Here is a 25,718-nt window from a genome sequence, read left to right as displayed (position 1 = left end):
CGCACTGCTGGGCCGGCGAAACACTGGACGGTATCGTAGGGCGAGGACCCTGTATGTACAAGGCAAGTGGGCGCAGTGGCTGACAGCAGTTTGTTATCTGCAGGAGGCCAAGTCCATGTTTTTTATAGGTATTGATGTATCGAAGGCTAAGCTGGATTGCACGTTGCTGACGGCTCAGTCTGATAAGCGTAAGACCAAGGTGGCGGCCAACAGCGCCGCGGGCGTGAAGGCCCTGCTGGCGTGGTGCGCCAAACACGGCGCACAGCCAGCGCAGTTGCACGCCATCCTGGAGCCCACGGGGCTGTATCACGAGCAAGCGGCCACGGCGCTGCACGATGCCCAGGTCCGGGTCTCTTTGGTCAATCCCGCCCAGGCTCGGGACTTTGCCAAGGCCTTGGCGATGCGCTCCAAAAATGATGCGCTCGACAGCTACGTTCTGGCACGCTATGGACAGACGCTGAGCCCGGCGCTGTGGCACCCGGCGCCCTTGCATGCGCGCCAACTGCGCGCCTTGTTGACGCGACGCGAGGCGCTGGGCAAGGATCTGCTGCGTGAGCTCAATCGCAAGGAGAAGAGCCAGTTCAGCCCTTCGGCGCCCTTGGTCGATGGCTCCATCGACAAGGCCATCGCGTTTCTGCGCGAACAGCTCAAACAGATCGAGCGGGCGATCGAGCAGCACATCGACAACCACCCCGATCTCAAGCAAGACCGCGAGCTGCTGAACTCCATCCCCGCCGTCGGGCCTCAGGCCGGCAACGCCATCCTGGCCGTCATGCACAATCGGCGTATCGACTCCGCCCAGAGCCTGGCCGCCTACCTCGGGATTGTCCCCGTGCAGCGCCAATCCGGCAGCAGCCTGAACGGCCGCGCACGCCTGTCCAAAGCCGGCCCGGCCCAGGTGCGCGCCACGTTGTACATGGCGGCCCTGGTGGGCACCCGCCACAACCCCCACATCCGTGCTCTCTACCAGCGTCTGCTCAAAGCGGGAAAAAGCAAAAAGGCCGCGCTGGGCGCGGCCATGAGAAAACTGGTGCATCTGTGCTTCGGGGTCCTCAAAAACCGCATCCCCTATCAGCCCAATTACGCCATGAACGCTTGACGGCCAAGACGGTATCTGTCCCTCTGAGGGACAGGCACCCTGTCAACTGGTGCCTGTCCCAGCGGGGACTGGCGCCTCGGCGGCGCCGGTCAAAGTCAGCTGGTGCCTGTCCGCGTGGGGACAGGCACCAGATTTATTCCTGCTCAGACTTATTCCATGAAATTTACTCGTTTGTTGTGATCAAACCCAGCGCTTAGCATAGGCCTCTGAACCCACAGCAGGAGCCCCGCATGAGCGCGCCCATTCCCGAATTCGCCCACAGCCTGGTCACGCGCGATGCGCGCGGCGTCTACACGCTGCAGATCCACGACGCCAAGAGCCTGAACATCCTGGCCACGCCGGTCACGCTGGGCCTGACCGCCGCGGCGCGCTGGATTGCCGCGCAGGAAGACGCGCGCGCGGTGGTCATCCGCGGCACGGGCGAGCGCGCCTTCATCGGCGGTGCCAATATCTACGAGATGGCCGAGCTCGACCCCGATGGCGCGCGCGGCTTCATCACCAACCTGCGCCACCTGTGCGACGCCGTGGCCGATATTCCGGTGCCGACCATCGCACGCATTCCGGGCTTCTGCCTGGGCGCGGGCATGGAGCTGGCCGCGGCCTGCGATATCCGGCTGGGCACGCACGACGCGGTGTTCGGCATGCCCGAGGTGCGGGTGGGCATTCCGTCGGTGATCCACGCCGTGCTGCTGCCGGCGCTGATCGGCCCGGGCGCCACCAACTGGCTGCTGCTCACGGGCGAGACGGTCGACGGCGAGCAGGCGCTGCGCTGGGGCTACCTGCAGTTCGCCTGCGAGGCGGCCGGGCTCGACGCGCTGGTCGAACGCACGGTCGCGCCGATCGCGGCCAGCGGCCCGCGCGCGGTGCGTTCGCAGAAGGCGCTGCTGCGCTACTGGAGCCATTCGAGCGTCGAGGCCGGGCTGGACCGCAGCGTGGCGGCGTTCGGCGAGGCGTTCACCACGTCCGAGCCGCGCGAGTACATGGCGCCGTTCCTGGCCCGCAAGCAGCAGCGGGAGCAAAAGTAATGTCCGGCCCGCTGCGCGGCGTGCGCGTCATCGACATGACGTCGGTGGCGATGGGGCCTTACGCGACCCAGATCCTGGGCGACATGGGCGCCGAGGTCATCAAGGTGGAGGCGCCGGAAGGCGATGTGTTCCGCACTTCGGCGCCGGCCGCGCACGCGGGCATGGGGCCGGCGTACCTCAACCTGAACCGCAACAAGCACAGCGTGACGCTGGACGCCAAGGCGCCGGCCGAGCGCGAGCGGCTGCTGGCGCTGATCGCCGGCGCCGACGTGTTCGTCTCCAACGTACGGCCGCGCGCGCTGGCCAGGCTGGGGCTGGACGCGGCCACGCTGTGCGCGCGCCATCCTCGGCTGATCTATTGTTCGGCGGTGGGGTATGGGCAGGATGGCCCGTATGCGGCGCAGCCGGCCTTCGACGACATCATCCAGGCCCGCAGCGGCCTGGCCGACCTGCAGGGGCGCAACGGCGGCGCGCCCGCCTATGTGAATACCATCCTGGCCGACAAGGTGGCCGGGCTGACGCTGGCCTACGCGATTCCCATGGCGCTGTACGAGCGCGAGCGCTCGGGCCAGGGGCAGGCGATCGAAGTGCCGATGTTCGAGACGCTGGTGTCGTTCGCGCTGGCCGAGCACATGAGCGGCCACACCTTCGAGCCGCCGCGCGGCCCCATGGGATACAGCCGGGTGCTGTCGCCGCAGCGCCGGCCCTACCGCACGCGCGACGGCTACCTGGCCCTGCTGCCGTACACCGACGCGCAATGGCAGCGCTTCTTCGCGCTGGCGCAGCGTGCCGACCTGGCCGCCGACCCGCGCTATGTGGACGCCGCCGCGCGCGCGCGCCACTTCGACGAGCTGTACCAGGACCTGGCGGACATCGTCGCGCAGCGCGGCACGCAGCAGTGGCTCGACCTGCTGGCCGACGCCGATATCCCGCATTCGCGCGTCAATACGCCGGAGGAACTGTTCGACGATCCGCACCTGCGGGCCACGGGCTTCTTCCGGCAGGTGGAGCACCCCACCGAGGGCGCGCTGGTGACGACCGCCATTCCCGTGCGCTTTTCGCGTACGCCGGGCTCGATACGCCGGCTGGCCCCACGCCAGGACGCCGATCGCGATATGCTCGACGCTGGGCGCTGAGGCTGGCATGGCCGGCGGCGCATCGGGCAACGACGGACCATGAACATCACCCTCAAGCAATTGCGCGTGTTCTGCGCGCTGTACGAACTGCGCAGCTTCACGGCGGCCGCGCGCGCCGCCTTCGTGACCCAGTCGGCCGTCAGCAAGCTGTGCGCCGAACTGGAGGCGGAGGTGGGGCAGCCGCTGTTCGAGCGCTCCACCCGCAGCGTCACGCCCTGTGACGGCGCGGCCGATTTCTATGCCTACGCGCAGGACATCCTGGGCACGGTGCGCGCCGCCGAACGCAGCATGTCGGGGCTGCGCTCGCTCGAACGGGGCATGGTGGGCGTGGCGACCTCGCCGCTCATGATGATCGGCCTGCTGGGCGACGTGGTGACGGCCTATCACCGCGCCCATCCCAGCGTGAAGCTGGAGCTGTTCGAGCTGACCACCGACGACACCATCGAATACGTGCGCCACGGCCGCGCCGATTTCGGCATCGCGTCGCTGGAGGCGCCGCCCGAGGAACAGCTGGAGGCGCGCGTGATCTACCGCGACACCATGTACGCGGTGTGCGCGCCCGGCCACGCGCTGGCCGCGAAGCGTGCGCTCGCCTGGGCCGATGTCGCGGCGCACGAGCACATCATGCTGCGCAATGCCTACAGCGTGCGGCGCAGCCTGGACCGGGTGGCCGCCGAACTGGGGCTGACGTTCCGTTCGTGTATCGAGGCGGGCCTGCTGTCGTCCGTGCTCAACCTGGTGGGCGAGGGCCTGGGCATCACGGTCGTGCCGGGCTATGCCTGCGGGCCGGCGCGCCAGCTCGGCCTGTGCGTGCTGCCCATCGCCGGCGCGCGCCGGCATGGCCATGAACTGTGGCTCATCCAGCGTCGCAGCGCACGGCTGTCGCTGGCGGCCAAGGCGTTCCTGGATGATGCGCTGGCGTACCTCGAGGCCCGCCAGGCCCGGGGCGATTGATCTCTGGAAAGAATAAGTCTATGAATATTAGTCGCTTGTTGGGATAAGCGCGCCGGTCCATCATGGATGCCTGGTTCAAGAGGGCCGATCCCGGCCCCGCAGGAGACAGCCATGACCCAAGTATTCGAAGGCGCGCGCCGCCGGCTGCTGGCAGCCGGCACGCTGGCGGCCTTTGCCGCGTTTGCCGGCGCGGCCCACGCCCAGGCGACCTATCCCGACAAACCCATCACCATCGTGGTGCCGTTCTCGCCGGGCAGCGCCACCGATACCAGCGCGCGCATCATTTCCGAGAAGCTGGGCCCGCGCCTGAACGTGCCCATCGTCATCGAGAACAAGCCGGGCGCCTCCGGCACCATCGGCGCCTCGTTCGCGGCGCGCGCGCAGGCCGACGGCTACACGCTCATCCTGACCAGCAGCTCCACGCACTCGGCCACGCCGGCGCTGTTCCGCAAGCTGCCGTTCGATCCGACCGGCGACTTCATCCACGTGATCCGCATCGCCACCATTCCGATGATGCTGGTGGTGCGCGACGACGCGCCCTACAAGTCGGCCGAGGAGCTGGTCAAGGCCACGCAGGCCAAGCCGCTGAACTACGCGTACGGCTCGCCCACCAGCCAGATCGCCGGCGCCACGTTCAACACCGTGGCCGGCGCGGCCGCCGCGGGCGTGCCGTACAAGAGCCAGCCGCCGGCCGTGACCGACCTGCTGGGCGGCCACGTCGACTATCTGTTCGCCGACCTGTCGGTGGTGACCTCGTTCATGCAGGGCGGCAAGCTGCGCGGCCTGGCGTTTACCGGACAGACGCGCGCCAAGGACTTCCCGGACGTGCCGACGCTGTCCGAACTGGGCTACCGCAACTTCGACCTGGTGGTATGGGTCGGGGTCGCCGCGCCCAAGGGCACGCCCGACGAGGTGGTGCAGCGCGTGAACCGCGAAGTCGCCGCCGTGCTGGCCGAGCCGGACGTGGCGCAGCGCTTCGAGTCGCTGGGCATGCAGGTGTTGCCCAACAGCGTGGCCGAGCACCAGGAGTTCGCCCTGGCGCAGCGCAAAGTCTGGACCCAGCGCGCGGTGGACGCGAAGATCGAACCGCAGTGATGCGGCAGGCGGGCGGCCCGGACGGGCCGCTTTTTTTTCGTCAGTTGAATACGTGGCGCCGCGCCGCATTGAGAAAGCGCGTGAACCACGGTTCGCCGACCGGGTGCACGATGGCGCGCAGCGCGCGGCTGTAGTCCAGCGTCAGGCCCGGCGTCCAGGCCATGGCCTGGGCGCGGCGGCGCACCTGCGCGGCGATCCACAGCTCGGGCATCAGCAGGGTGCGCAGCACCTGCAGCCAATTGCGGCTGCGCAGGTCCAGCACGCCGTCGAGGGCCGCCTCCAGGCCGAACGAGACCGAACTCGAGCAGTTGCGCCGCGTGAGGTTGTAGATTTCCACCTGGCGATAGTGCTGCCAGAAGGCCAGCAGCCCCTGGGCGTTGTAGTGCTCGAAGCGCACCTGCCAGTTCGACGGGCACCAGGCCTTCGATTCGGTGGGGTAGTCGGGCTGGTAGGTGCCCGGGACGTCGTTCTCCTTGACCGCCTTGAGGATGTTGAAGAACTCCGACGGCGAGCGGTCGATGTCGACGGCCGGGTAGAGGCTGATGTAGGCGGCGGGCTGCAGTTCCAGCGCCGCATGCCCGGTCGAGATGACGCCGTTGACGTCCACGGCGGCGATGTAGCGGTTGAACACCGGGCGCGCCACGGTGGTGTCCTTGGCCGAGCCCTCGGGCGTCCAGACATGCACCGTCAGCGGCGTGCCCTGCGGCGGCAGGCCGTGGCCGCCGGTCGCGGCGGCGTGCCGCGGGTGGTGCAGCTCGCCGGGCGCCAGCAGTTCGAACATGCTGGCGCGCTGGCTGAGCCGGCGCGCCTTGAGCGCGACCCGCACCGTGTTCAGGCCGCCGACCAGGATGGTGACGCCGATGAACAGCGACACCGTGCCCGCGTAGTGCGTGGGATAGGGCTGCACCATGAACACGCCGAACCCCAGCTGCGCCACGCCCACCAGCATGGACAGCCGCCAGCCGTCGTAGCGCACCACCCAGGCCGCGGCCATCTGGAAGATCCCCAGCAGCACGTAGGACAGTCCCAGGACGATAGCCAGCAGCAGATTGCTGATCGAGCCGCCCACCAGGATGAGCAGCGCCACGAACAGGAACAGCCCGCCCTTGAAGGCCAGCACCGCTTTCTGCGCGCCCAGTCCGCTGCCGGCCACGGTCAGCGTGACCACGCTTTCGGCCAGCAGCAGCGCACCGAACAGGGTGAGGGGGAAATAGCGGATGCCGTCCAGGCCGTCTATGGCGATGGCCAGCCCCAGCGCTGCCCACAAGGCGCCGACGAGGGCCAGCAGGTAGGCGTTGCGGCGCACGAAGCCGGCGCCGAACAGCAGCAGTGCGATCTGTATCATGGTCCAACGTCCCTGTGCGCGCGTCAGGACTGCGATGCCTGGCGCCAGCTGCCGATCAGAAAGGTCGTGTCTTCGCTTTGCATCACGCCGCGGCTGTGGTCCAGCATGACCCGCCAGCGGCCCGCGTCGTCGGCGATGCGCAGGCGCATCGGCCGGCCGTCCCGCGCCGCGCCGCCATCGGCGCGCAGGCGGCGCTCCAGCGCGGCGCGGTCGTCCGGGTGCGCGCGCGCCAGCATTTCGTCGCGCGTGGCCGGGGCCGGCGCCGCGCGCGGGGCGTCGTCGCCGTCCCAGACGATGGCGCCGGTGCCCAGGTCCAGGCGGTAGAGGCGTTCGGGTTGGCCGCCGGCGCGATCGCGGCCGTCCAGGCGCGCCACGCTGTGCGTGACCACGCGGATGAAGACTTGCAGCAGGGCGATGGCCACCAGGTAGGCCTGCGCCAGGATGAGCGGTTCGCCTTCGCGCATCCCAGGCGCGAAGAACGGGCCCAGGCCCAGGTCGGATCGATAGAGCGCGATCGCGCCCACGGCCAGGATGGCCAGCGATCCCGGCCGGTTGCCGCCCAGCAGCGTGACCACGGTGACCAGCGCCACGGGGACGCAGGCCAGGCCCATCGTCACGGGCGCGGGCAGGGCGTGCAGGTCGGCCATGCCGAACACCTGCCAGGCGACGGCCGCGGCGGCGATCCCGGCCACGATGGCGGCCGGCATGCCCAGGCGCGCGCCGGGCGCGCCCAGGCCGCGGAAGCCGGCAAAGCCCATGAGGATCGGCACGCCGAACAGCACGCCGGTGACGTTGGCCGCCCACCATATCCAGGCCAGTTCCTGGAACTCGCCCACCTCCATGGCGGCCAGCCCCGCGCTGGTGACGACGGCGCCGGCCGCGCTGGCCAGCAGCGTGGCGGCGATCCAGCCGAAGATGGCCCGCAGCGCGTCGCGTTCGCGCGCATAGGCGCGCGCGCCCATGGCGATCAGCATGCTGGTGCACAGGGAGACCAGGCCGACCCACAGCGCGCGGGCGGGCGGGTGGCCGTGCGCCACGGCCAGCGCCAGGTCGAGCGCCAGGAATGCCGCGAACAGCGCGGGCCACGTGCGTTGTTCGGCGATGAGGAAGGCGGCCGCCGCGATGCCGGCGGGCAGCCACACGAACGCGACCTCGGTCTGCGGATCGTCCAGCCGCAGCGACGCATAGCCGCCCATGACGTAGAGCAGGGCCCAGAGCAGGGTCATCGAGCGGCGTGTGACGGCGGGCATCGCATGTTCCTTCGGGCGGGGGAGCGGTCGGAGTATGGCAGTATATGGCACTGTCGCGCCCGGCCTGTCAACCGGGCCTTGGGAGCCCCCGTGCACGATCGCCTCGGCAAGCATCGCTTCATCCCGGCTCGCGCGTTGCGCGCCGCGCCGCCATGCTAGCCGGCCAGGCGCTGGCGGCGCTGGTCATCGCGCTGGGCGCGGCCTGGGGCGCGCTGGCGCTTGCCGTGCGCGGTCCGGCCCGCCTGCGCGTGCCGCTGGCCGTCGCCTGGCTGGCCGCCGCCGCGCTGGCGCTCCATGCGCTGTACGACCGCGCCTGGGCCGGGCTCGCGCCGTTCGCGGCCGCCGCGCTGTGGCTGGCGTGGTGGTGGCGCGGCATCAAGCCTTCGCTGAACCGGCCCTGGCAGGCCGAGGTTGCGCGCCTGTTGGCCGGCAGCGCCGATGGCCATCGCGTGCGCCTGAGCAATGTGCGCGATTTCCAGTGGCGCGGCGTGGATGACTTCGATGCGTGCTGGCGCGACGACGAGTACGACCTGGGCATGCTCGAGTCGGTCGATCTGGTGCTGTCTTACTGGGGGCGGGCGGCCATTGCGCACACCATGGTGTCGTTCGGCTTCGCCGACGGCCGTCATCTGGTGTTTTCGGTCGAGATACGACGCAAGGTGGGCGACAAGTTCTCGGAGCTCGGCGGTTTCTTTCGCCAGTACGAGCGCTGCATCGTCGCGGCCACCGAGCGGGACTGCATGCGGGTGCGCACCAACATCCGCGGCGAGGACGGCTATCTCTACCGCGTGCGCATGCCGCGCGAAGGGGCGCAGGCGCTGTTTCTCGCCTATGTCCACGCGGCCAACCAGCTGCGCGAGCGGCCGCGCTTCTACAACACCCTGACGGCCAACTGCACCACGATTGTCTTCCGCCTGGCCGAGCAGGTGGCGCCCGGGCTGCCGCTGGATTACCGGCTGCTGCTGTCCGGCTACCTGCCCGGCTATCTGTATGATCTGGACGCGCTCGAGGGCGTGGGCACGCTGGCCGAGCGCCGCGCCGCCGCCCGCTATACGGAGCGGGCGCGCGCCGAGCCCGACCCGGCGGCCTATTCGGCGGCGATCCGCGCGCCTAGCCGCGCGGCGGCTTGAGCGGCAGGATGCGCCGGTAGCCCGCCGGCAGCGGCGCCTGCGCGTGTTCGCCGACCGTGCGCGCCAGGCGCTCGGCCAGGGCCGGGTCGAACGGCTTGGAGCGGCGCGTGCGCAGGTCCACGTGCAGCGACAATTGCTCCATGGTGGCGGCCAGGTAGCCGTCCCGCGTCTGCCACAGCTCCATCAGGCACAGCACCCGCTTGTCGTCGGCCTCCAGCAGGCGCACGCGCAGCATGAGCGGATCGCCGGCCAGCACCTCGCGCAGGTACGCGACCTGGATATTCATGGTGTAGATGCCGCACTGGGTGGCCTCGGTGTAGTCCAGCCCCACGCCGACTTCGCGCAACAGCTCGAAGCCGACGCGATCGAAGATGCCGACGTATTCGGCGGCGTTCATGTGGCCGTACGCATCGATCCACGCGGGATCCACGCTGAGGGTGGTGCTGGGCAGGGCAGGCATGATCGGACCTCGGGAGTGGAGGGGGCGGGAAGGAGCCTGTCCCCGCCGGGACAGGCTCCTTCCTGCAGGGGCGGGCACGCGTGTTCGCGGCAGGGTAGCACACCGGGCGCCTGAACCGCCTCAGTCCAGCTGCACGCCCAGCTGGCGCACCAGGCCGCCCAGCCGCTCGGCCTCGGAGCGCACCAGCGTGTCGAACTGCGCCGGCGTGCCGCCCACCACGTCGCTGCCGATGGCTTCCCAGCGGGTGCGGAATGCCGGGTCGGCGAAGATTTCGTTGAGCGCCGTGTTGTAGCGCGCGATCACCTCGGGCGGGGTGCCGGCGGGCGCCACGATGCCGTGCCAGGCGTAGTAGTCGAAGCCGGGCAGGCCGGATTCGTCGATGGTGGGCACGTCGGGCAGCAGCGGCGAGCGCGCCTTGGTCGTGATGGCGATCGGCGTGAGCCGCTTGCTGTTGATGTGCTGGATCGAGCTGCCGAGAATGTCGAACATGCTCAGGATCTGCCCGCCGATCAGGTCGTTGAGCGCGGGGCCGGCGCCCTTGTACGGGATGTGCTGCAGCGGGGTCTGCGTGAGCGTCTTGAACAGCTCGCCGCCCAGGTGCTGCGGCGAGCCGTTGCCGGCCGAGCCGAAGGTCGCCTTGCCGGGGTTGGCCTTGGTGTAGGCGATGTACTCGGCCACCGTCTTGATGCCGGACTCCGGGTTGACCTCCAACACCAGCGGGAAGCGGGAGATCTGGATGATGGAGGCGAAGTCCTTGATCGGATCGTAGGGCAGGCTCTTGAACAGCGTCTGGTTGACCGACATGTTGCCGCTGGCGGCCAGCAGGATGGTGTAGCCGTCCGGCGCGGACTTGGCGACCTGGGCCGAGCCGACGTTGCCGGCGGCGCCGGCCTTGTTCTCGACGATGACGCTGGTGCCCAGCTTTTTGGACAGCGGCTCGGAAATCAGCCGCGCCATCAGGTCGGTGGGGCCGCCGGGGGGAAACGGGACGACGAAGCGGATGGGCTGGCTGGGCCAGTTGTCGGCGGCCAGGGCCGGCGCGATGGGCGCGGCCAGGAACATGCCCAGCAGGATGCCGGCGTAGCGTTTCATGGTGTCTCCTTGTTTTGGTTATGGGTGGCGCGCGCCGGCCGGGCCGGGCGCAGGAGCCATTCTGGCCGCGCGCGGCGCGCAGGGCAAGGCTACCAGCGGTAGCGGCGCAGCGCGAACGCGACGAATTCGCGCAGCAATGGGTCGCTGGCGTCGCGTTTCCAGGCGAAATGCGCGTACGAGCGGGCATCGCAGGCTTTCAGGCGCAGATAGCGCACGCCGTCCAGTCCGGCGTCGACGAACGGGTCGGGCACCAGGGCCACGCCGCCGCCGCGGCTGATCAGCAGCAGTGCGGTCAGCCAGTGGGTGACCTCGTGGCGTATCCGCGGCGAAAAGCCCGCATCCATGCACAGGGCGATCACGCTGTCGTAGTAACCCGGCGAGACATCGCGGGCAAACAGGACCATGTCCTCGCCGGCGAGCTGGCGCACGTCGATGACGCGGCGCCCGGCCAGCCGATGGTGGCGCGGCACGCAGGCCACGAACGGCTCGTCGCGGATCACCTGGCCCTCCAGCTCGGGCGCCAGCAGGCCGGCATGCAGGAAGCCCGCCGCCAGCTGGCCGCGCGCGATCGCCTTGGTCTGTTCGGCCGAGCTCATCTCGTGCAGCGTGACGATGACTTCGGGATTGCGTTCGGCATAGTCGTGCACGATCTCCGGCAAGCCCCGCAGCAGCATGCCGCCGACAAAACCGATGCGCAGGTGGCCGCGCTTGCCGGCGCCCACGTCCTTGGTCACCGCGCAGGCCACCTGCAGCTGCGCCAGCACCTTGAGGGCCTCGGGGTAGAACGCCTGTCCGGCCGATGTCAGCGCGACCGACTTGGTGGTGCGCTCGAACAGCGCGGTGCCAAGTTCTTCCTCCAGCAGTTTGATGGCGTGGCTGAGCGGCGGCTGCGAGATCGACAGCCGCGCCGCCGCGCGGCGGAAATGCAGTTCTTCGGCCAGCACGACGAAGTATTTGAGCTGTCGGAGGTCCATGGCGGTTGATATTTTTTAAGGATCAATTGGTCCAAATATTGAATTGGACTATATCACTGCCCTTGCCCATACTCGATCCGGACCAATCAACGACAAGCATGGGAGACACGCAGTGGCCGGCCTGGGATTCGAACCTCATTCGCCAGGGCAGACGGGAGCCCTGGCGGGCATCCGCGTCCTGGATCTGTCGCGGGTGTTGGGCGGTCCGTACTGCACCCAGATCCTGGGCGATCACGGCGCCGACGTGCTCAAGATCGAACCGCCGGGCGGCGACGAGACGCGCGCCTGGGGTCCGCCGTTCCAGGACGGGACCGCCTCGTACTACCTTGCCGTCAACCGCAACAAGCGCGCCGCGCGGCTGGACCTGTCCACCGCCGAGGCGCAGCAGGCCGTGCTGCGCCTGCTGTCCGAATGCGACGTGGTGGTCGAGAATTTCCGCGCCGGCACGATGGAGAAATGGGGGTTGGGGCCGCAGGCGCTGCAGGAACGCTTCCCGCGCCTGGTCTATTGCCGCGTGACCGGGTTCGGCGAGACCGGCCCCATGGGCGGGCTGCCCGCGTATGACACCGCCGTCCAGGCCATGGTGGGCCTGATGAGCCTGAACGGGCCCGCCGAAGGCGGCCCGTGCCGGGTCGGCTTTCCGGTCATCGACCTGGTGACGGGCATGAACGCCGCGCTGGGCGTCATGATGGCGCTGCAGGAGCGCCAGCGCAGCGGCCGCGGGCAGTACGTCGAGGCGGCCCTGTACGACAGCGGCATTTCCCTGCTGCACCCGTACGCCGGCAATTACTTCCTGAGCGGCCAGCCGCCTGCGCGCGTGGGCAACGCGCACTCGAACATCTACCCCTACGACGTATTCGATACCGCCACCGTGCCGATCTACCTGGCGGTGGGCAACGACACGCAATTCGAACGGCTGATGCGCCACCTGGGCCGGCCCGACGTGCTCGACGACCCGCGTTTCGGCGCCAACCGCGCGCGCTCGGAACACCGCGCCGCGCTGCGCGCGATCCTGGCCGGCCTGTTCCAGCCGATGGACGGCGAACCGCTGGCACGCGCGCTGCTCGACGCGGGCGTGCCCTGCAGCCCCGTGCTGACGGTGGAGAAAGCGCTGGCGCATCCGCAAACGGCCGAGCGCGCCATGGTGGCCAGGATAGGCGAGCGCTACACCGGACTGGCCTCGCCGATCAGGCTGGGGCGCACGCCCGCCAGCTACCGCATCGCGCCGGCGTAGCGCATCGATCCGAAGACCGGCGGCTTGCCGCGCCGGTCCGTTCAAACCATTTCGTCAGCAAGGAAGAACGCCATGTCATCTCCTGAAATCGCGGCGCGGTTGGCCGACCCCATTCCCGACAGCCTGGGCCAGAACCTTTACCTGGCCGACCCCGACCTTCCGGCGCTGTTGTCGCTGTACCTGGCGCCCGACCTGCTGGCGCACCTCACGCCGCACCTGCATCGGCTGGGTGAGCTGGCCGGCGGGCGGCTGGAGCAGCTGGCCGCGCAGGCCGACAAGCACACGCCCGAGCTGGTGGTGCGCACGCGCCAGGGCCACGACTGCAGCGAGGTGGTCAAGCATCCCGTCTACGTGGAGCTGGAGCGCTGGGCCTTCTCCGAGTTCGGCCTGGCCGCCGCGTCGCACGCGCCCGGCGTGCTCGGCTGGCACGAGCCCCTGCCGGCCGCGGCGAAGTACACCCTGTTCTATCTGTTCTCGCAGTCCGAGTATGGGCTGACCTGCCCGGTCAACATGACCGACTCGTTCACCCGCACGCTCAAGAAGTATGGCGAGCCGGCGCTGGTGCAGCGCTACCTGTCGCGCCTGACCTCGCTGGATTTCGACACCTACTATCAGGGCGCGATGTTCATGACCGAGCAGGGCGCGGGCTCGGACATCGCGCAGACGGCCACGACGGCCCGCCGCCATGGCGAGCACTGGCAATTGTCCGGCGACAAATGGTTCTGCTCCAACGCCGGCGCCGACCTGGCCATGGTGCTGGCGCGTCCCGACGACGCGCCGGCCGGCATGGCCGGCGTGAGCCTGTTCCTGATGCCGCGCGTCAAGGCCGACGGCACGCCCAATGCCTATCGCATCATCCGGCTCAAGGACAAGCTGGGCACGCGTTCCATGGCCAGCGGCGAGATCCGCCTGGAGGGCGCCGAAGCCTACCTGATCGGCGAAGTGGGCAAGGGGTTCCAGCAAATGGCCGAGATGGTCAACAGCTCCAGGCTGTCCAACGGGGTGCGCTCGGGGGCCTTGATGCGGCGCGCGCTGAGCGAAGCCACTTATGTCGCCGAGCATCGCCGCGCCTTCGGCAAGCGGCTGGCGGACCTGCCTCTGATCCGCCGCCAGCTGGACAAGATGCGCCTCATGACCGAACAGGCCCGCACCTTTGCCTACCACACCGCGCAGGCGCTGCGCAGCGCCGACGACGGCGACGAGACGGCGCGCCGGGTCGTGCGGATCATGACGCCCCTGATCAAGTTCCGCGCGTGCCGGGACGCGCGCAAAGTGACCGGCGACGCGATGGAAGTGCGCGGCGGCTGCGGATACATCGAGGAATGGCCGGAAGCGCGCCTGCTGCGCGACGCGCACCTGGGCTCGATCTGGGAAGGCACCAGCAACATCGTCGCGCTGGACGTGTACCGCGCCATCAACCGCGAGGATGCGCTTGCCGCCTACGAGGGGGCGCTGCGGGCCCTGCTGGGCCAGGCAGGCGGCCCGCACGGCGCCGCGCTGGCCCAGCGGCTGGACCTGGTATGCGCGTACGCCGCGCGCCAGGCGGAGGCGCAACGCGAGGAAGACGCGCGCGAGGTGGCCTCCGCGCTGTATCACGTCGGCAGCGCCATCCAGTTCGCCTGGGAAGCGAGCCAGGACGACGGGCTTGCGCATCGGCATGCCTATGCGGCCGACGTCCTGGCGCACCGGCTGGATCCGCAGCTGCGCCGCGGCGGCCTGCTGCGCGCCTGACCACGCGGCGACGGCGCCCATACCAAAACCAACGGAGGAGACACCATGCCTACTTATCGCAGACTGCGCCGGCTGGCGCTATCGATCGGGGCGGCGCTGCTGGCGGCCACCCTGTGGCCGGTCCATGCCGCCACCGGCGCCTACCCGGTGCATCCCATCCAGATGGTGGTGCCGTTCACGCCGGCCGGGCCCACCGATGCGCTGGCCCGCGTACTGGCGCGGACCATGCAGGACACGCTGGGGCAGTCCACCATCATTCTCAACAAGCCGGGCGCGGGCGGCAACATCGGCACCCAGTATGTCGTCAAGGCCGCGCCCGACGGCTACACGCTGCTGTTCGCCAATTCGGGCGCGCTGTTCATCAACGCCAATCTCTACAAGGATGCCGGCTTCGACCCCAAGCGGGACTTCACGCCGATCGCGTACCTGGGCGAGATTCCCAACGTCCTGGTGGTCAACAAGGACCTGCCGGTGCGCGGCCTGGGGGATTTCGTGAAGTACGCGAACACTCGCCAGAACCTGTCGTATGCAAGTTCGGGCAGCGGCAGCACCAACCACCTGGCCGGCGAGATGTTCAACAAGCTCAACGGAACGCGGCTGGTGCACGTGCCGTACCGGGGCACCTCGCCGGCGATGAACGACCTGCTTGGCGGGCAGGTCACGGCGATGTATCTGGACGTGCTGAGCGCGGCGCCCTACATCAAGGACGGCCGCCTGCGGGCGCTAGGCGTGGCGTCGGCGCAGCGCTCGAAGATCCTGCCCGAGGTGCCGACCTTCCGCGAGCAGGACGTGCCTACGCTGGAACGGGGCGTGGCCTTCGGACTGGTGGGCCCCGCGGGGCTGCCCGCGCCCGCGTTGGCGACGCTGGAGCGCGCCGCCCGCGCCGCGCTGCAGGCGCCGGACATGCGCGCGACCCTGGAGAAGAACGGGGTGCAGACGCCCGAGACCATCCTCAGCCAGGCGGCGTTCACCGAATTCCTGGCGCGCCAGGTCGACGGCTGGAAGGAAATCATCGACCGCACCGGCGCGACGGTGCAGTAGGCGGCCCGCGCCGCGCATGGCGCAGTCATGGGCGCCTGTCCCCGCTGGGACAGGCGCCCGTGCGGCATCGACCGATATACCAAGGTATATCCCGCTTGTCCCAATGCCTGCTGGCGGCCAGGCGCGGCCGCGGGGACAATTCGCACTGTCGCCAACCCAGGCCCGCCGCGCCGGCCGGCCACGAAGCAGGAGGATGCGCATGGACCCCGACCCGCACAGGCGCCGCGTCGCGCCCCTTTTCCCGAACCCCATGAACGCAACAACACATCGGGCACCGGCCCCGGGATTCTCGCCCGCCTGAGCGCGTGAGAGGCCTGCGCGGCGGCGTGCCCGCGGAGGTCTCATTCCGATGAAAGTCATCGACACCATGCTCAAGCGCCTCTTCAGCCGATTTCTCCAGGGGCGGCACGCGAATCGCCATTTCAAGCGCCAGGCCATTCTCGAAACCCTGCGCGGCGCCCACGGCGCGGCGGCGCAGGCCGGGGCCGGGCGCGTCGCGCGCGACATGCGGCGGATCGCCTCCGATGATGTCGCCGCCGCCATGGCCCGCATGGCCTCGCGCGAGGGCGGGCTGAGCGCGGCCGAGGTGCGCGAGCGCCGGGCCCGTTTCGGCCCCAACGAGGTCGAGCACGAGAAGCCCCTGCCCGGGTGGCTGCACCTGTGGCACTGCTACAGGAATCCGTTCAATCTTCTGCTGAGCGTGCTGGCCGGCATTTCGTTCGCGACGGATGACATGACGGCGGCCGCGGTGATCGGCACGATGGTGGCCTTGAGCACCTTGATCCGCTTCGTGCAGGAAGGCCGTTCCAGCCGGGCGGCCGAGCGGCTCAAGGCCATGGTCAGCAATACCGCCACGGTCATCCGGCGCCCCGATGACGGCGAGCCGGCGGGCCCGCCCGGGCGCGCCGCGCGCACGGAAGTGCCGATCCGCGACCTCGTGCCTGGCGACCACATCGTGCTTTCCGCCGGCGACATGATTCCGGCGGATTGCCGCCTGCTGGCCGCCAAGGACCTGTTCATCGCCCAGGCGGCGATGACCGGCGAGTCGCTGCCGGTGGAGAAATTCGCCGGCATCACCGAGCCGTTCGAAACGATATTCGACGCGCCCAACCTGGTCTTCATGGGCACCAACGTGGTTTCCGGCGCGGCCACCGCGCTGGTGATCGCAACCGGCGGCCGGACCTATTTCGGCGGGCTTTCGGCGCGCGTCACCGCGGCCGATCGCGCGCCGACCGCGTTCGAGAGCGGGGTCAACAGCGTCAGCTGGCTGCTGATCCGGTTCGCGCTGGTCATGGCGCCGGTCGTCCTGTTCATCAACGGATTCACCAAGGGCGACTGGCTGGAGGCCTCGCTGTTCGCGCTGTCGGTGGCGGTGGGCCTGACGCCGGAGATGCTGCCGATGATCGTGACGTCCACTTTGGCCAAGGGCGCGGTGGTGATGTCGCGCAAGAAAGTGATCGTCAAGCGCCTGGACGCGATCCAGAATTTCGGCGCCATGGACGTGCTCTGCACCGACAAGACCGGCACCCTCACGCAGGACCGGATCGCGCTGGAGCGGCATACGGACGCGTTCGGCAATAGTTCGGACGAGGTGCTGCGCTATGCCTATCTCAACAGCTACTACCAGACCGGCCTGAAGAACCTGCTCGACCACGCGGTGCTCGAGCACGCCGAGTTGCAGCGGGAAATGCGGGTGGCGCTCGACTATCGCAAGGTCGACGAGATTCCGTTCGATTTCGAGCGGCGCCGCATGTCGGTGGTGGTTGCCGAGCGCGACGATCATCACGAACTGATCTGCAAGGGCGCGGTCGAGGAGATGCTGTCGGTCTGCGACCGCATTCGCATCGAGACCGCGCAGGGGCCGCGCCATGTCCCGCTCGACGGCGAACTGCTCGATCGGGTACGCGCGTTCACGCAGGCGCTGAACGAACAGGGCCTGCGGGTGGTCGCGGTCGCCATGAAGACGCTGCCGGGCACGCAGTCGGCGTATTCGGTGGCCGACGAAGCCGGGCTGACCCTGGTGGGCCATATCGCCTTTCTCGATCCGCCGAAGGAATCCACCGAGCCGGCGCTGCGCGCGCTGGCCGGGCATGGCGTGCGGGTCAAGGTGCTGACCGGCGACAGCGAACTCATCGCGGCGCATGTGTGCGGCAGGGTGGGGCTGGAGCATGGCCGCCACCTGCTGGGCGCGCAGATCGAGAGCATGAGCGACGCGCACCTGGCCTGCGCGGTCGAGACGCACCAGCTGTTCGCGCGCCTGACGCCGCAGGACAAGGAGCGCATCGTGCGCGCCCTGCGCGGCAACGGCCACGTGGTCGGTTTCATGGGCGACGGCATCAACGATGCCGCGGCCCTGCGCGCGGCGGACATCGGCATCTCGGTGGACGCTGGCGTGGATATCGCCAAGGAAGCCGCCGACATCATCCTGCTGGAGAAAAGCCTGATGGTGCTGGAGGAGGGCGTGGTGGAAGGCCGCAAGACGTTCTGCAACATGCTCAAGTACATACGCATGACGGCCAGCTCCAACTTCGGCAACGTCTTCTCGGTCCTGGTGGGCAGCGCGTTCCTGCCGTTTCTGCCTATGCTGCCGCTGCAATTGCTGGTGCAGAACCTGTTGTACGACATCTCGCAGATCGCCATCCCGTTCGATGACGTGGACCCGGAGCTGGTCGCCAGGCCGCTGAAATGGAATCCGGCCGACATCGGGCGCTTCATGGTGTTCTTCGGCCCGCTCAGCTCGGTCTTCGATATCGCCACCTACGTGCTCATGTGGCATGTCTTCGCGGCCAACACGGTGGGCGAGCAGGGCTTGTTCCAGTCCGGCTGGTTCGTGGTCGGCCTGCTGACGCAGACCTTGATCGTCCATATGATCCGCTCGCCGAAACTGCCGTTCATCCAGAGCCGGGCGGCCTGGCCGCTGCTGCTGATGACCGCGCTCATCATGGCCATAGGCGTGGCCTTGCCGATGAGCCCGCTGGCAGGCTATTTCAACCTTCAGGCGCTGCCCCCGGCCTATTTCCCGTGGCTGCTTGCCATCCTGCTGGGCTATGCACTGCTGACCACGGCGATGAAGAAGATCTATATACGGAAGTTCGGCTGGCAGTGAGAGACCGCGTGCTAACCTAGTTCACCGCAGCGCTTTTCGCCATGCCCGCATCCAGTCCTGCCATCGCCCAGCACCTACAGGTCATGCCATGCAGCCGTTTGGGATATCCACCTCGCCGCGGATGCGCCTGCTCCTGAAGTTCGCCCTGATCGCGCTCGCCACGGCGGTCATCTTCGCGGCGGACACGGGCACCCGCTACGAGGTCGCCGCCGCCGTGTTCTACGCGGTCGTCATCCTGACGACGGCGCGTTTCCTGGGCCGGCGCGGGCTGCTGGCGCTTTGCGCGGTCTGCATCGCCATGACGGCGCTCAGCTTCGGGCTGACGCCGCATGGCGACCTGCGTTCCGGCCTGATCAATACCGGCATCAGCATCGCGGCCATCATCATGACCACCTACCTGGTGCTGAAGATGGAGGCGGCCAGGGCGGCCGCGCACATCGCGCAGGCGCGCCTGATGCGCATCGCCCGCGTCCAGAGCCTGGAAAGCCTGACCACCTCGATCGCGCACGAGGTGAACCAGCCGCTGGCCGCCATCGTCGCCAGCGGCAATGCCGGCCAGCGCTGGCTGGCGCAGGATCCGCCCAATCTGGACAAGGCGCGCCAGGCGTTCGAGCGCATATTGGGCGACGCTGGCCGCGCCAGCAACATCATCGCCCGCGTGCGCAGCCTGACCCGGGGCGAGCCGCCGGACACGGGCGAGTTCGACTTCAACCAGGCCATGCGCGAAGTGCTGGAACTGTCGCGCGCCGAAATGGAGCGCAACGATATCGTCCTGGCCACCGACTTCGCCGAGGGACTGCCGCCCGCGCTCGCCGACCGCCTGCAGATACAGCAGGTGGCCGGCAACCTCGTCCTCAACGCCATCGAGGCCATGGCGGCCGTGCCGGCGCAAGCCCGGCTGCTGCGCGTCGGGTCGGCCGCCGCGGACGGCGCCATCGTGCTGTCGGTGGCCGATTCCGGCGCGGGCATCCCGCCAGGCCTGCACGAACATATCTTCGAGGCCTTCTGGACCACCAAGGAGGAGGGCATCGGCGTGGGCCTGAGCATCAGCCGGAGCATCGTCGAGGCCAATGGCGGTCAGATATGGGCCGAGCCGGACGCGGGCGCGGGAGCGACCCTGCGCTTCAGCGTGCCGGCCCTCGCGCGGGAGAGGCGGCCATGACGGCGGATATGCAGCAGGCGGCGGGCGTCGTCTATATCGTCGACGACGACAGTTCGGTGCGCGCGGCGCTCGAGGACTTGCTGGCCTCGGTGGGCCTGCGGGCGCTGACGTTCGGTTCGACCGGGGAGTTCCTGGCCCATGCGATGGAGGACGCGCCGGGCTGCCTGGTGCTGGACGTGCGCATGCCGGGGCAGAGCGGGATGGATTTCCATCGGCGCATGGCGGGGCTGGAAATCAACCTGCCGGTGATTTTCATCACCGGCCATGGCGATATCGCCATGGGGGTGCAGGCCATGAAGAACGGCGCCATCGAGTTCCTGGCCAAGCCTTTCAGGGACCAGGACCTGCTCGATGCGATCCACGCCGGCATCGAGCAGGATCGCCAGCGCCGCGAGCGCGCCGCGCGCGCCGCCGCGCTGCAGGCCAGGTGGGCGTCGCTGAGCGCCGGCGAGCAGGACGTCGCGCGCCTGGTGGTGCAGGGCCTGCTGAACAAGCAGATCGCGGCGCGCCTGGGCATCAGCGAGATCACCGTCAAGGTTCGCCGCGGACATGCCATGCGCAAGATGCAGGCGGGTTCGCTGGCCGAGCTGGTGCGCATCACCGAAAAGCTGCAACCCTAGACTCGGGCGCCCGCCCCCGCACGGGCGCCGACACCCGCGCATGGTGCGCCTGTCCCCACTGGGACGGGCGCACCGCTCTACACCATGAACGGTTGACGGCCAGTCCCCGCCGGGACAGGCGCCCGTCGCATGCCGTCAGTACCGAGCCGATCCGCAAAAATAATCGCCTAGCGATTGTTTTAATTAAAAATTGACGTGTCCGAACCGGATTCCTAGAATTCGTCCCACTTGTGGGTTTCGCTTGAACGAAATGCTCAAGAGTTGTGCGTCCCCGCGCCGACCGCCCATGCCGGCGTACAGCGCGGGCTATCGGTCTGCTCAGCAGGAGAACCCCTGTGATTGCCTCTTTCGTACACCAGCTCAAATTCGCCGTGACAGCCGTGGCCTGTTGCGCGGCGCTTGCCCCTGTGGCCCACGCCCAGGATTCCTATCCTTCGCGGCCGACCCGCCTGGTCGTGGGCTTCAGTCCCGGCGGTCCGGTGGACGTGGGCGCGCGGCTGCTGGGCGAACACCTCAGCCGGACCATGGGCACCACCTTCCTGGTCGAGAACCGCGTCGGCGCCAACGCCATGATCGCGGCCGAGTCGGTCAAGCGCGCCGCGCCCGACGGCTATACGGTGTTCGTCAGCAGCAGCAGCGCCATCACCCTGAGCCCGGTGCTGCACAAGAACACCATCCGCTACAACCCCGAGGAAGACTTCGCGCCGGTCGCGACCATCATGGAGATGCCGTTGATCCTGGTGGTCAACAACAACGATCCCAAGATGAAGTCGGTGCGCACGCTGCAGGACCTGGTCGAGCTGGCGAAGAAGAACCCCGGCCAGATCACCTATGGCTCGGCCGGCCCGGGCAACATCACGCAGATCGCGTTCGAGGTGCTGTCCTCGCGCGCCGGCATCCAGATGGTCCACATCCCCTACAAGGGCACGGCCAGCGCCCAGTCGGCGATCCTGGCCAACGAGGTCAACATGGTGTTCGACTCGCTGTCGGTGATGGCGCACATCAAGTCCGGCGCGGTGCGGCCGTTGGCCATTTCCTCGAACCGGCGCCTGGCCGAGCTGCCGGACGTGCCGACGGTGCAGGAGGCGGGCTATGGCGATTTCAACGTGGCGTCGTGGGTCGGCCTGTTCGTGCCCAAGGCCACGCCGCGGGCGGTGATCGAGCGCTTGAACCAGGAGGTGGACGGGGCCCTGAAGGACAAGGAACTGGCCGCCAAGCTGACGGTGCAGGGCCCGGTGCTGGCCATGTCGCCCGAGGAGTTCCAGCAACGGATCCGCAAGGAGTCGGCCGAGCTGGTGGAAGTGGTCGAGAAGGCCAACATCAGCATCAACTGACGCGGCGGCACGCCGCGCGGCGTGCCCCGTTTCTCTCCCAGCCATTTTCAGACGCCATGCCCAACCAGAACCCCCTCTTCGACGCGGCGCTTTATGCGGGCGCCCGCCGGCCGCTCGAGGAAGCGACCTCGCTGCCGCCGCAGGCCTATCACGACCCCGCGTTCTACCAGCGCGAGATCGACCGCATCTTCATGAAGCGCTGGAATTTCATCGGCCATGAAGGCCGCCTGGCCGCGCCGGGCGCGTACTTCGCGATGGACTTCGCCGGCGTGCCCATCATCGTCTCGCGCGGCGAGGACGGCCAGGTGCGCGCCTTCGCCAATTCGTGCCGCCACCGTGGCGTGCGCCTGGTCAACGGCGAGGGGCAGGGCCGGGCCTTCGTCTGTCCCTACCATGGCTGGAGCTACGCCGGCAACGGCGAGCTGCGCGCCGCGCCGGGGATGGAGGGCACCCATTGCTTCGACAGGAAGGACAACGGCCTGCTGCCGGTGCGCCTGGAAAAGCTGGGTCCGTTCATGTGGGTCAATTTCGACCCGGACGCGGCCCCGCTGGCAAGCCAGCTCGGCGACCTGCCGTCCAAGATCGAAAGCCACGGGCTCGACGAGCTGGTGCTGACGCGCCGCGCCGAATACCAAGTCCAGTGCAACTGGAAAGTCTATGTCGAGAACTTCATGGACTACTACCACACGCCCACGGTGCACAAGAACAGCCTGGCGCGCGGCAGCCTGTCCGTTTACCACCGCAAGCCGGTGGAGCTGGAGCAGTGCGACGGCGACTACCTGGTGCTGTACGCGCAGCACGAGGGAACGGCCGGCCTGCTGCCGGGCAAGGAAGGGTTCGCGCACTGGCCGGACCTGCAGGGACGCTGCCGGGACGGCTCGACCTTCGTCCATGCCGCGACCAGCGCCCTGTTCGGCTTCACCAAGGACTGCGTGTGGTACGTGAAGCTGAACCCGACCGGGCCGCAGTCCATCGACCTGACCGTGGGCTCGTGCTTTCACCGCAGCACGGTGGCGCGGCCGGATTTCGACGAGAAAGTCCAGGCCTATTACGACCGCTGGGATGTCGCGGTGGCCGAAGACAACGAGATCGTCGAGCAGCAGCAGCTGGGCGTGCGCTCGCCGCTGGCCAGGGCGGGGCGGGTGTCGCCGCTGGAAGCCGTGTCGTACGCGTTTCGCCAGCGCCTGCTGGACGCGCTGGCGCTGTGAAGGAACCATCCATGACTGCCTCCACGGACCTGATGCTGCTGGGCACCGGCGAGTTCGCCGCGCGCCTGTTGTTCGATATCGCCGCCAGCGCCGACCATCCCGCGCGCGTGACGGTGGTGGGCCGCAGCGCGCCGCGCCTGGCCTGGCTGCGCACCGCGGCCAACGCGCGCGCCGTGCTGTTCGGCCGACCGGTACGGTTCGAGACGCGCCAGTGCGCGGACTTCGAGACCGACACTTTGGCAGGCGTCCTGGCGCAGGCCCGGCCCCGCGTGGTGGTGCAGACGGCGTCGCTGCAAACGGCTTCCGTGCTGCGCTCGACCGACGACGCCTGGAGCCGGCTGGTCGCCAATGGCGGCCTGAGCGTGACGGCCGCCTTCCAGACCGTGCTGTCGCTGAAGGCGGGGCGCGCCATCGCGGCCGCCGCGCCGGGCGCGCATTATCTCAATGCCTGCTTTCCCGATGTCACCAATGGCTTGCTCAGGCATGCCGGCGTCGACGTCCTGTGCGGTGTGGGCAACGTCGGCATTCTTTCCAATGCGTTCGCGGGCGCGCTCGATGCGCGCGAGCCGGGCCGCGTGAAAGTGCTGGCGCATTATCAGCAGCTGGGCCTGTGGCGGCGCCTGCCCGGCGAGCGCCAGGGGTCGGTGCCGCGCGTCTGGCTCGACGGGCGCGAGATCGACGATGTGCCCGGCGTGTTCCGGGACGTCATGCTCTCGCCGCAGACCGCGTTCGACATTTCCGGCGCGACCGGCGTGCCGCTGGCGCTGGCGCTGGCGGCGGGTCGGCCGTGGTCGGGCCACGTGCCGGCGCCCGAGGGCCTGCCCGGCGGCTACCCGGTGCGCGTGGACGAGCAGGGCGCCATGGCGCTGGACCTGCCGGCCGGCCTGTCGCGCGAGGACGCCATCGCCTGGAACGCGCGCTTCGAGCAGGACAGCGGGCTGGTGATCGACGGGCAGGGCAATGCGACGTACACCGGCGCGCTGCACGAGGCGCTGCGGCGGCACGACCCGCAGCTTGCGCAAGGTTTCGCCGCGCGCGATGTCGAGCAGGCCGCCGCGCGCCTGGCGGTGCTGCGCGACCGCCTGCAGGCGCAGGCCTGCTGATTCCCCACGCCATGCACGAGCCGATGGACACACCATGAACGCCATTTTCATTACCCCGGCGGGCGAGACGCTGCGCGTCGAGGTCGCCGAGGGCGACAGCCTGATGCACGCCGCCACCTTCGCCGGCGTGCCGGGCATCCTGGGCGAATGCGGCGGCAGCTGCAGCTGCGCGACCTGCCATGTCTTTGTCGAGCAACCGGCGCTGGAGGCGCTGGAACCGATGGGCGCGGCCGAAGCCGAGGCGCTGGAGTGGACGGCCGAACCGCGCCGGCACAACAGCCGGCTGTGCTGCCAGTTGCGGATGAGCGCGGCCCTCGACGGCATTACCGTGCGCGTCGCCGACACACAGAACTGAGGCCGCCATGCAGCATGCTCCGGCAATCCGGCAAGACGCGCCCGGCCTGGTGGTGGTGGGCGCCGGCTGCGCCGGCGTCGAGACGGCGTTCGCGGCCCGCAGCGCCGGATGGCAGGGGCCCATCACGCTGCTTGGCGAGGAAAGCGCCGAGCCTTATCAGCGGCCGCCGCTGTCCAAGGCCTTCCTGCAGGGCGCGGCCGGCATCGACAGTCTGGGGCTGAAGCAGGCCGCGCTGTACGAGCGCGCGGCGATTGCGCGGATCGGCGCCGCGCGCGCGACGCGCATCGACCGCGCCGCGCGCGTGCTGCACTGCGCCGACGGGCGTGTGCTGCCCTACGAAAAGCTGGTGCTGGCCTGCGGGGGGCGCGCGCGCCGCCTGGACGCGCCGCTGGCCGAGGGCGGCGGGCACGTCCATTACCTGCGCACGCTCGAGGACGCGCGCCGCCTGCGCGCGCGGCTCGAACACAGCCGGCGCGTGGTCATCGTGGGCGCCGGCTACGTCGGGCTGGAAGTGGCGAGCGTGTGCCGTTCGCTGGGGCTGGCCGTGACCGTGCTGGAGGCCGCGCCGCGCGTGCTGGCGCGGGTGACGGCGCCCGTGGTGTCGGCCTTCTACGCAGCGACCCATCGCGGGCACGGGGTGGACCTGCGGCTGGATACGGGCGTGGCCGGGTTCGAGCCGGCGCGCGACGGCGGCATCGCGGCCGTGCACACGAGCGACGGCCAGCGCATTGCCGCCGACCTGGTGATCGCCGGCATCGGGCTGGCGCCCAACGTGGAACTGGCGCGCGAGGCCGGGCTGGCGGTCGGCGACGGCATTGTCGTCGACGCCATGCTGCGCACGGACGATCCGGACATCCTGGCGGTCGGCGACTGCGCGCTGGCCTATAACCCGCGCTACGGACGCGCGATGCGCATCGAGTCGGTGCCCAACGCGCTGGAGCACGCCCGCCAGGCGGCCGCCACGGTGTGCGGCAAGGCGCGCGAGCTCGATCCGCTGCCGTGGTTCTGGTCGGACCAATACGACCTGAAGCTGAAGATGGCCGGCGTGGCGCACGGGCACGACCACGTGGTGGTGCGCGGCGACCCGCGGCAGGCGGCGTTCAGCGTCTTCTACCTGAAGGCGGGGCGGCTGCTGGCCGTCGATACCGTCAATCGCCCGGGCGAATTCATGGCCGCCCGCAAACTGATTTTCTCGACCATCGGCGAGGCCGACAGGCTGGCCGATGAAACCCGTGAACTGAAGCACTGGCTGGCCTGACGACGG

The 25,718-nt window shown here is 69.2% G+C and carries 22 protein-coding genes; 17 read left to right on the top strand and 5 right to left on the bottom strand.

The features are described from left to right. Nucleotides 1-115: 115 nt before the first annotated feature. The 5 genes from CAL11_RS18980 to CAL11_RS18960 all read left to right on the top strand — a co-directional run bounded on the left by CAL11_RS18980 (nt 116) and on the right by CAL11_RS18960 (nt 5,309). Nucleotides 116-1,099 carry an IS110 family transposase gene (locus tag CAL11_RS18980; protein WP_157668840.1) on the top strand — a complete coding sequence of 328 codons (984 nt, stop codon included), beginning with the start codon at nt 116-118 and terminating at the stop codon, nt 1,097-1,099. Nucleotides 1,100-1,329: 230 nt separating this feature from the next. Then, complete coding sequence (locus CAL11_RS18975; RefSeq protein ID WP_086093858.1) at nt 1,330-2,124, top strand: enoyl-CoA hydratase; 795 nt, start codon at nt 1,330-1,332, stop codon at nt 2,122-2,124. Beyond that, on the top strand, nt 2,124-3,260 hold the full coding sequence (locus tag CAL11_RS18970) for a CaiB/BaiF CoA transferase family protein (protein WP_086093857.1): 1,137 nt from the start codon (nt 2,124-2,126) through the stop codon (nt 3,258-3,260). Before CAL11_RS18975 ends, CAL11_RS18970 begins: the two co-directional genes overlap by 1 nt. A gap of 39 nt (nt 3,261-3,299) precedes the next feature. Then, complete coding sequence (locus CAL11_RS18965) at nt 3,300-4,214, top strand: LysR family transcriptional regulator (RefSeq protein ID WP_086093856.1); 915 nt, start codon at nt 3,300-3,302, stop codon at nt 4,212-4,214. Nucleotides 4,215-4,325: 111 nt separating this feature from the next. After that, a complete protein-coding gene (locus CAL11_RS18960) occupies nt 4,326-5,309 on the top strand; it encodes a Bug family tripartite tricarboxylate transporter substrate binding protein (RefSeq protein ID WP_086093855.1) in 984 nt (327 codons plus the stop codon). A 40-nt stretch (nt 5,310-5,349) separates the two neighbouring features. Here the strand turns inward: CAL11_RS18960 and CAL11_RS18955 are convergent, their stop codons facing one another. Together CAL11_RS18955 and CAL11_RS18950 are read right to left on the bottom strand one after the other, a co-directional pair. Next, entirely contained in the window at nt 5,350-6,654 is a 1,305-nt protein-coding gene (locus CAL11_RS18955) for an HdeD family acid-resistance protein (RefSeq protein ID WP_086093854.1), read from the bottom strand. A 23-nt stretch (nt 6,655-6,677) separates the two neighbouring features. Next, nucleotides 6,678-7,904 (bottom strand): MASE1 domain-containing protein, encoded by a 1,227-nt coding sequence (locus CAL11_RS18950; protein WP_157668867.1) that lies wholly within the window; start codon nt 7,902-7,904, stop codon nt 6,678-6,680. Nucleotides 7,905-8,056: 152 nt separating this feature from the next. Between CAL11_RS18950 and CAL11_RS18945 the strand changes: the two genes are divergently transcribed. Then, nucleotides 8,057-9,034: an Lnb N-terminal periplasmic domain-containing protein gene (locus tag CAL11_RS18945; RefSeq protein ID WP_086093852.1), complete on the top strand. Its 978-nt coding sequence runs from the start codon at nt 8,057-8,059 to the stop codon at nt 9,032-9,034. Here CAL11_RS18945 and CAL11_RS18940 read toward each other — a convergent pair. The 3 genes from CAL11_RS18940 to CAL11_RS18930 all read right to left on the bottom strand — a co-directional run bounded on the left by CAL11_RS18940 (nt 9,015) and on the right by CAL11_RS18930 (nt 11,560). Then, nucleotides 9,015-9,494, bottom strand: a complete 480-nt coding sequence (locus tag CAL11_RS18940) for a thioesterase family protein (RefSeq protein WP_033461744.1) — start codon at nt 9,492-9,494, stop codon at nt 9,015-9,017. The genes CAL11_RS18945 and CAL11_RS18940 overlap by 20 nt on opposite strands. Before the next feature lie 120 nt (nt 9,495-9,614). Next, on the bottom strand, nt 9,615-10,586 hold the full coding sequence (locus CAL11_RS18935) for a Bug family tripartite tricarboxylate transporter substrate binding protein (RefSeq protein WP_033461743.1): 972 nt from the start codon (nt 10,584-10,586) through the stop codon (nt 9,615-9,617). Nucleotides 10,587-10,675: 89 nt separating this feature from the next. Then, nucleotides 10,676-11,560 (bottom strand): LysR substrate-binding domain-containing protein, encoded by an 885-nt coding sequence (locus tag CAL11_RS18930; protein WP_086093851.1) that lies wholly within the window; start codon nt 11,558-11,560, stop codon nt 10,676-10,678. Between the two features lie 112 nt (nt 11,561-11,672). On the opposite strand from CAL11_RS18930, the gene CAL11_RS18925 reads away from it, so the two are divergent. The 11 genes from CAL11_RS18925 (at nt 11,673) to CAL11_RS18875 (ending at nt 25,712) form a co-directional block, all read left to right on the top strand. Then, a complete protein-coding gene (locus CAL11_RS18925; RefSeq protein WP_086093850.1) occupies nt 11,673-12,794 on the top strand; it encodes a CaiB/BaiF CoA transferase family protein in 1,122 nt (373 codons plus the stop codon). Nucleotides 12,795-12,866: 72 nt separating this feature from the next. Next, nucleotides 12,867-14,525, top strand: coding sequence for an acyl-CoA dehydrogenase family protein (locus CAL11_RS18920; RefSeq protein ID WP_086093849.1), 1,659 nt, complete (start codon nt 12,867-12,869; stop codon nt 14,523-14,525). Between the two features lie 45 nt (nt 14,526-14,570). Further along, complete coding sequence (locus CAL11_RS18915; RefSeq protein ID WP_086093848.1) at nt 14,571-15,566, top strand: Bug family tripartite tricarboxylate transporter substrate binding protein; 996 nt, start codon at nt 14,571-14,573, stop codon at nt 15,564-15,566. Between the two features lie 349 nt (nt 15,567-15,915). Continuing rightward, nucleotides 15,916-18,672: a magnesium-translocating P-type ATPase gene (mgtA, locus tag CAL11_RS18910; RefSeq protein ID WP_086093847.1), complete on the top strand. Its 2,757-nt coding sequence runs from the start codon at nt 15,916-15,918 to the stop codon at nt 18,670-18,672. Between the two features lie 88 nt (nt 18,673-18,760). Beyond that, nucleotides 18,761-19,834 carry a sensor histidine kinase gene (locus CAL11_RS18905; protein ID WP_086093846.1) on the top strand — a complete coding sequence of 358 codons (1,074 nt, stop codon included), beginning with the start codon at nt 18,761-18,763 and terminating at the stop codon, nt 19,832-19,834. After that, the gene (locus CAL11_RS18900; protein ID WP_086093845.1) at nt 19,831-20,454 is read left to right on the top strand and encodes a response regulator transcription factor; all 624 of its coding nucleotides are present in this window, start codon (nt 19,831-19,833) and stop codon (nt 20,452-20,454) included. Before CAL11_RS18905 ends, CAL11_RS18900 begins: the two co-directional genes overlap by 4 nt. A gap of 335 nt (nt 20,455-20,789) precedes the next feature. Further along, nucleotides 20,790-21,788, top strand: a complete 999-nt coding sequence (locus tag CAL11_RS18895; RefSeq protein WP_050458056.1) for a Bug family tripartite tricarboxylate transporter substrate binding protein — start codon at nt 20,790-20,792, stop codon at nt 21,786-21,788. Between the two features lie 56 nt (nt 21,789-21,844). Further along, nucleotides 21,845-22,996, top strand: coding sequence for an aromatic ring-hydroxylating oxygenase subunit alpha (locus tag CAL11_RS18890; protein ID WP_086093844.1), 1,152 nt, complete (start codon nt 21,845-21,847; stop codon nt 22,994-22,996). An 11-nt stretch (nt 22,997-23,007) separates the two neighbouring features. Further along, entirely contained in the window at nt 23,008-24,099 is a 1,092-nt protein-coding gene (locus CAL11_RS18885; protein WP_244172837.1) for a hypothetical protein, read from the top strand. A 34-nt stretch (nt 24,100-24,133) separates the two neighbouring features. Next, nucleotides 24,134-24,454 (top strand): 2Fe-2S iron-sulfur cluster-binding protein, encoded by a 321-nt coding sequence (locus tag CAL11_RS18880; RefSeq protein WP_033461737.1) that lies wholly within the window; start codon nt 24,134-24,136, stop codon nt 24,452-24,454. A 7-nt stretch (nt 24,455-24,461) separates the two neighbouring features. Next, the gene (locus tag CAL11_RS18875) at nt 24,462-25,712 is read left to right on the top strand and encodes an NAD(P)/FAD-dependent oxidoreductase (protein WP_086093842.1); all 1,251 of its coding nucleotides are present in this window, start codon (nt 24,462-24,464) and stop codon (nt 25,710-25,712) included. The last annotated feature ends 6 nt before the right edge of the window (nt 25,713-25,718 follow it).

Origin of the sequence: Bordetella genomosp. 6, assembly GCF_002119705.1 — a bacterium.
GTDB lineage: Bacteria > Pseudomonadota > Gammaproteobacteria > Burkholderiales > Burkholderiaceae_B > Bordetella > Bordetella bronchiseptica_F.
Note: the sequence above shows the minus strand (reverse complement) of the source record. Positions and strands in the feature narration are given on the sequence as shown.

What these genes read in the sequence shown, in the direction of transcription:
- CAL11_RS18920 (WP_086093849.1), top strand. Translation starts at nt 12,867, where the DNA reads ATGTCATCTCCTGAAATCGCGGCGCGGTTGGCCGACCCCATTCCCGAC.
- CAL11_RS18965 (WP_086093856.1), top strand. Translation starts at nt 3,300, where the DNA reads ATGAACATCACCCTCAAGCAATTGCGCGTGTTCTGCGCGCTGTACGAA.
- CAL11_RS18975 (WP_086093858.1), top strand. Translation starts at nt 1,330, where the DNA reads ATGAGCGCGCCCATTCCCGAATTCGCCCACAGCCTGGTCACGCGCGAT.
- CAL11_RS18960 (WP_086093855.1), top strand. Translation starts at nt 4,326, where the DNA reads ATGACCCAAGTATTCGAAGGCGCGCGCCGCCGGCTGCTGGCAGCCGGC.
- mgtA (WP_086093847.1), top strand. Translation starts at nt 15,916, where the DNA reads ATGAAAGTCATCGACACCATGCTCAAGCGCCTCTTCAGCCGATTTCTC.
- CAL11_RS18950 (WP_157668867.1), bottom strand. Translation starts at nt 7,904, where the DNA reads ATGCCCGCCGTCACACGCCGCTCGATGACCCTGCTCTGGGCCCTGCTC.
- CAL11_RS18940 (WP_033461744.1), bottom strand. Translation starts at nt 9,494, where the DNA reads ATGCCTGCCCTGCCCAGCACCACCCTCAGCGTGGATCCCGCGTGGATC.
- CAL11_RS18890 (WP_086093844.1), top strand. Translation starts at nt 21,845, where the DNA reads ATGCCCAACCAGAACCCCCTCTTCGACGCGGCGCTTTATGCGGGCGCC.
- CAL11_RS18980 (WP_157668840.1), top strand. Translation starts at nt 116, where the DNA reads ATGTTTTTTATAGGTATTGATGTATCGAAGGCTAAGCTGGATTGCACG.
- CAL11_RS18880 (WP_033461737.1), top strand. Translation starts at nt 24,134, where the DNA reads ATGAACGCCATTTTCATTACCCCGGCGGGCGAGACGCTGCGCGTCGAG.
- CAL11_RS18955 (WP_086093854.1), bottom strand. Translation starts at nt 6,654, where the DNA reads ATGATACAGATCGCACTGCTGCTGTTCGGCGCCGGCTTCGTGCGCCGC.
- CAL11_RS18930 (WP_086093851.1), bottom strand. Translation starts at nt 11,560, where the DNA reads ATGGACCTCCGACAGCTCAAATACTTCGTCGTGCTGGCCGAAGAACTG.
- CAL11_RS18915 (WP_086093848.1), top strand. Translation starts at nt 14,571, where the DNA reads ATGCCTACTTATCGCAGACTGCGCCGGCTGGCGCTATCGATCGGGGCG.
- CAL11_RS18885 (WP_244172837.1), top strand. Translation starts at nt 23,008, where the DNA reads ATGACTGCCTCCACGGACCTGATGCTGCTGGGCACCGGCGAGTTCGCC.
- CAL11_RS18875 (WP_086093842.1), top strand. Translation starts at nt 24,462, where the DNA reads ATGCAGCATGCTCCGGCAATCCGGCAAGACGCGCCCGGCCTGGTGGTG.
- CAL11_RS18905 (WP_086093846.1), top strand. Translation starts at nt 18,761, where the DNA reads ATGCAGCCGTTTGGGATATCCACCTCGCCGCGGATGCGCCTGCTCCTG.
- CAL11_RS18900 (WP_086093845.1), top strand. Translation starts at nt 19,831, where the DNA reads ATGACGGCGGATATGCAGCAGGCGGCGGGCGTCGTCTATATCGTCGAC.
- CAL11_RS18935 (WP_033461743.1), bottom strand. Translation starts at nt 10,586, where the DNA reads ATGAAACGCTACGCCGGCATCCTGCTGGGCATGTTCCTGGCCGCGCCC.
- CAL11_RS18970 (WP_086093857.1), top strand. Translation starts at nt 2,124, where the DNA reads ATGTCCGGCCCGCTGCGCGGCGTGCGCGTCATCGACATGACGTCGGTG.
- CAL11_RS18945 (WP_086093852.1), top strand. Translation starts at nt 8,057, where the DNA reads ATGCTAGCCGGCCAGGCGCTGGCGGCGCTGGTCATCGCGCTGGGCGCG.